Below are 3,670 nucleotides of genomic sequence, written 5' to 3'. Positions count from 1 at the left end.
GAGCAGATTTAATCCCTGAAAGATAAATCCGAGGTAGTTGCGTCGCAGCAAGGCACGCTGATCCCGACTCAATGTACCGACATCGACCCCTTCAAAAAGGTACTGTCCTCTGGTGGGGACATCGAGACAACCGATAATATTCATGGCCGTCGATTTTCCTGATCCGCTGGGACCCATAATAGCGACAAATTCTCCACGCCCAATCGATAAATCGATCCCGCGCAGGGCGTAGGCTGCCGCTTCGCCTTCGCCGTACGATTTGGTGACATCCTCAAAGTTGATAACGGAATTGAGCATCCCTAATTCTCTTGAATTCCGACGATAACGTTATCGTTAGGTTTGAGTTTGGAGGTGAGAATTGCGGTAGAGATTCCGTCACTTTTTCCGGCGGTCACATCGATTTTAACCGGCTTGTTATCGCGTAGAACCCACACCGATTTGCCGCTGCTGTTAACGTTTTCCTGTGCTTTTTTTGTTTTGTCATCTTTATCTTTCGGCGGGGTAAATCGAAGTGCCGCGTTAGGAACTGTGAGCATATTGTGCAATACCCCGGTGATAATCTGGGCGGTGGCAGTCATCCCTGGACGCAGGCGAAGATCATCATTCGGGACTTCGACGACAGCATCGTAGGTGACGACACCGTTTACCATTTGAGAGTTCAGACGCAGTTGCGTGATAATCCCTTTAAATTCATGATTCGGATAGGCATCGACCGTGAAGGTTACCCTTTGGTGCTCTTTTACTTCCCCGATATCGGCCTCATCGACACTGACAATAACTTTCATAGTGTTCAGACTTTTAGCCATTTTAAACAACACAGGGGTTTGCATTGATGCGACGACCGTTTGCCCCGGTTCCACTTTCCGCTCTAATACGATCCCCTCTATCGGGGAAACTACGACCGCTCTTCGGAGGTTATCTTCCCCGGCTTCGAGTTCCGCTTGGGATTGTTGCGTCTGTGCAATGGCCGCGGCAACTGCGGCTTTGGCTGATAATAAACCATTATCAGCTTCGTCAACCTCTTTTTTAGAAGGGTAGTTTCCGCCTGTAGAGGTATACATCTGATGGATACGTTCCCATTCGTTTTTGGCATTGGAAAGGGACACTTTGGAGACAGAAACATTGGCTTGGTAGCGCTGCAGCGCAGCTTTGGCGCTGGTGACATTGGAGGTGAGTCGGGTGGTGTCTATGCGTGCCATAAGTTGTCCGATTCGGACATGGTCGTTATAATCCACCAGCACATCGGTAATGGTCCCTGAGACTTCGATTCCTACATCAATGGTATTGGTCGGTTCTAGATTCCCTGTTGCCGAGACTGTGGTCGTTAGATCTTTTATTTGTGCAGGAGAGGTCAGAAATTGTGCGGTTTCGCGTTTAGTTTGTTGCGCCCAAAACCATCCTGCTCCCACAATAATTGCGATGAGAATAACGATAATAAAATATTTTTTGAACGGAGATTTTTTCGGTAAATCCAATCCAAGGGTTTGTTTGATCGAATCGGTAGAAGGGCTCATAAAAGTTCCTTGGACGGGTTAATGGCAAAGTGGAGTTTGGCAAGTTCAATCTGGATATTGATCTCATTGATTTTGATCTCTATTTGTTCGATTGACTTGGTATTATTGAGAGTTTGCAGATCGTATCCTGTTTTAGTTCCGGCATTGACACCTGCTTGTACGGCTCGGAGAAGGTCATCGTAAAGAAGCAGGTTTTGCGAAGTAATGGTAATGACCTCTTTATAACTTTCGATTTTTTCCATCGACTGTCGATAGATGGATGTCAATTCCCGCTGTCGGTCGGCACTGTCGGCATTTTCATGGAGATAGGTTGCACGCGCTTCTTGAATCGCGGCGGAAGCATTATAGGCTAGCGGCAATGTGAGCTGAACCCCTGTACTGTAATATTCTCCGTTATACGCCGCGTTAAGCTCTTTGGGATCATAGTTGCGGTAACCGACAGTTGCGTTGAGAGAGATGGAGGGGAGGTAGCTGCTGTTGGTGACTTCATAGAGATTTTTAAGAGTATCAGTGCGGGCACGGCTGTATTGAAGATCGAGTTGATGAGCAAAAAAATCATCTTCTGTAACCAGTTCAAATGTCGGAAGAGTAATATTTTCCGGATCGATATCACTTAGTTTTGCAATTTCGAACCGTTGCTCGGCAAGGGCGTATTTAAGAGAGCTGAGAGTCTTTAATTCAGAGCTTTTCCCCATTAGAGCGTTATTGAGTTCAGTGATATCGGTTTTTCCGGCATCGTACAGCTGCCGCTTAATAAAGACCTCTATCTCGCTATTACCAAGTCGTTTCAGACTCTGCTCTCGTAATGAACTGTTTTTTTGATAATTGAGCAAGGCGATGAAGAGTTGTTGATTGTAGGCAGCGATCTGTTTTTGAAGCGTTATCCAATCGGTGTGTTTTTTAGTATCGGCATAGCGGATTTGATAGGTGATTCCGCCGGAGCGGAAAATATCTTGGGAGATCGAAGCGGATGCGTTTTCGCTGTCGCTCCGGTAACCTCCCTGAGCACTTTTGTCGTAGCTGTATGAGGCATTTAAATTAACCGGAGCAATCCAATTGTAGCGGAGCTTTTCATGCTCGGATTCGTATATGGCTTGCTGCTGTTTGAGAAGCGTTTGCTTCTCGGGGGACAAAAGGGCAGTGGTGTCACTGCTTATGAGCGACAATGGGAGCAATAGAAGAAAAATATTCCGTTTCATTTTTTCATTGTAGTCTAATTTCGGTAATTTTATTGTAAACGGAGTTTAAACATCGTATTCATCTCTCTTAGATCTTTTTCGGGTCGCATAAATATTTTTTTTCGTTTGCTGCCCGTGCACATTTCTGACATATATACTTTGGCTTTATGACAATCTCGATGATTTTTTTGAAATCGGTAGCCAATTCATTTTTTTTGAGTTTGCATAGTGTTTTCATCATACCCTCCGCATCCCCAAAAAGGGGATAATATTAATCTAGATGTTCCCGTTTAAAATATTCGCGTCCTACTTTGCACAGAGGGCAGGCGACCGGCGGTTTTTTACCTCGATGGATATGTCCGCACACTTCGCAGACCCAAATCTCCTCATCTTCGCTCGAAAAGAATCCATCGGCGATCAGCGCCTCTTTCAGTGCGGCATATTCGCGTTCATGCTCCACTTCGACTTTGCCGATGGCGTTAAACAAGCGGGCAAGGTCGTTATGCCCTTCGGCTTTGGCAATTTCGCTAAATCCCGGATACATCACAGTATGCTCATAGTTTTCTCCACTCATGGCGGTATCAAGATTGGCTATGGTAGCATCGACGTCACAACCATGGATCAGTTTATGATATGCTTTATACTCGGCGCGGGCATGGTACATCTCGTTAAACGCCGCTTCCCGGAAATGGCGCTCTACCGCATGCCACCCTTCATCACGGGCGATATCGGCAAATAGCTCATATTTGTTACGCGCCATACTCTCACCTGCGAATGCTTTCATCAGATTCACCGCCGTGAGGCTAAGGGTTGTCATCTCCATCTCTTTGCCGCAGCAGACCAGAGTCCCTCCTCCGACATTTTGGACTTCGACTTCGTTTCCGCAGGTGTTACAGTGGTACGTTTCGTATTGACGCATTCAAACTCCTCTTCTATAGTGTATGTACAAATCATAGCAGAAAAATTAAAAACAAAAAG

The 3,670-nt window shown here is 46.0% G+C and carries 4 protein-coding genes; all 4 read right to left on the bottom strand.

Annotated features, from left to right (window positions below; translation table 11 throughout):
- Nucleotides 1-297: ATP-binding cassette domain-containing protein (locus Q0C19_RS11465; RefSeq protein ID WP_295056142.1), on the bottom strand; the 297-nt coding region annotated here is incomplete at its 3' end.
- A 2-nt stretch (nt 298-299) separates the two neighbouring features.
- Nucleotides 300-1,514 (bottom strand): efflux RND transporter periplasmic adaptor subunit, encoded by a 1,215-nt coding sequence (locus Q0C19_RS11460; RefSeq protein WP_295056139.1) that lies wholly within the window; start codon nt 1,512-1,514, stop codon nt 300-302.
- Nucleotides 1,511-2,713 (bottom strand): TolC family protein, encoded by a 1,203-nt coding sequence (locus Q0C19_RS11455; RefSeq protein WP_295056136.1) that lies wholly within the window; start codon nt 2,711-2,713, stop codon nt 1,511-1,513. The genes Q0C19_RS11460 and Q0C19_RS11455 overlap by 4 nt, the downstream gene beginning before the upstream one ends.
- A gap of 250 nt (nt 2,714-2,963) precedes the next feature.
- On the bottom strand, nt 2,964-3,611 hold the full coding sequence (locus tag Q0C19_RS11450; RefSeq protein WP_295056133.1) for a ferritin family protein: 648 nt from the start codon (nt 3,609-3,611) through the stop codon (nt 2,964-2,966).
- Nucleotides 3,612-3,670: the final 59 nt, after the last annotated feature.

This window comes from Sulfuricurvum sp., from assembly GCF_023250475.1.
Lineage (GTDB): Bacteria > Campylobacterota > Campylobacteria > Campylobacterales > Sulfurimonadaceae > Sulfuricurvum.
Note: the sequence above shows the minus strand (reverse complement) of the source record. Positions and strands in the feature narration are given on the sequence as shown.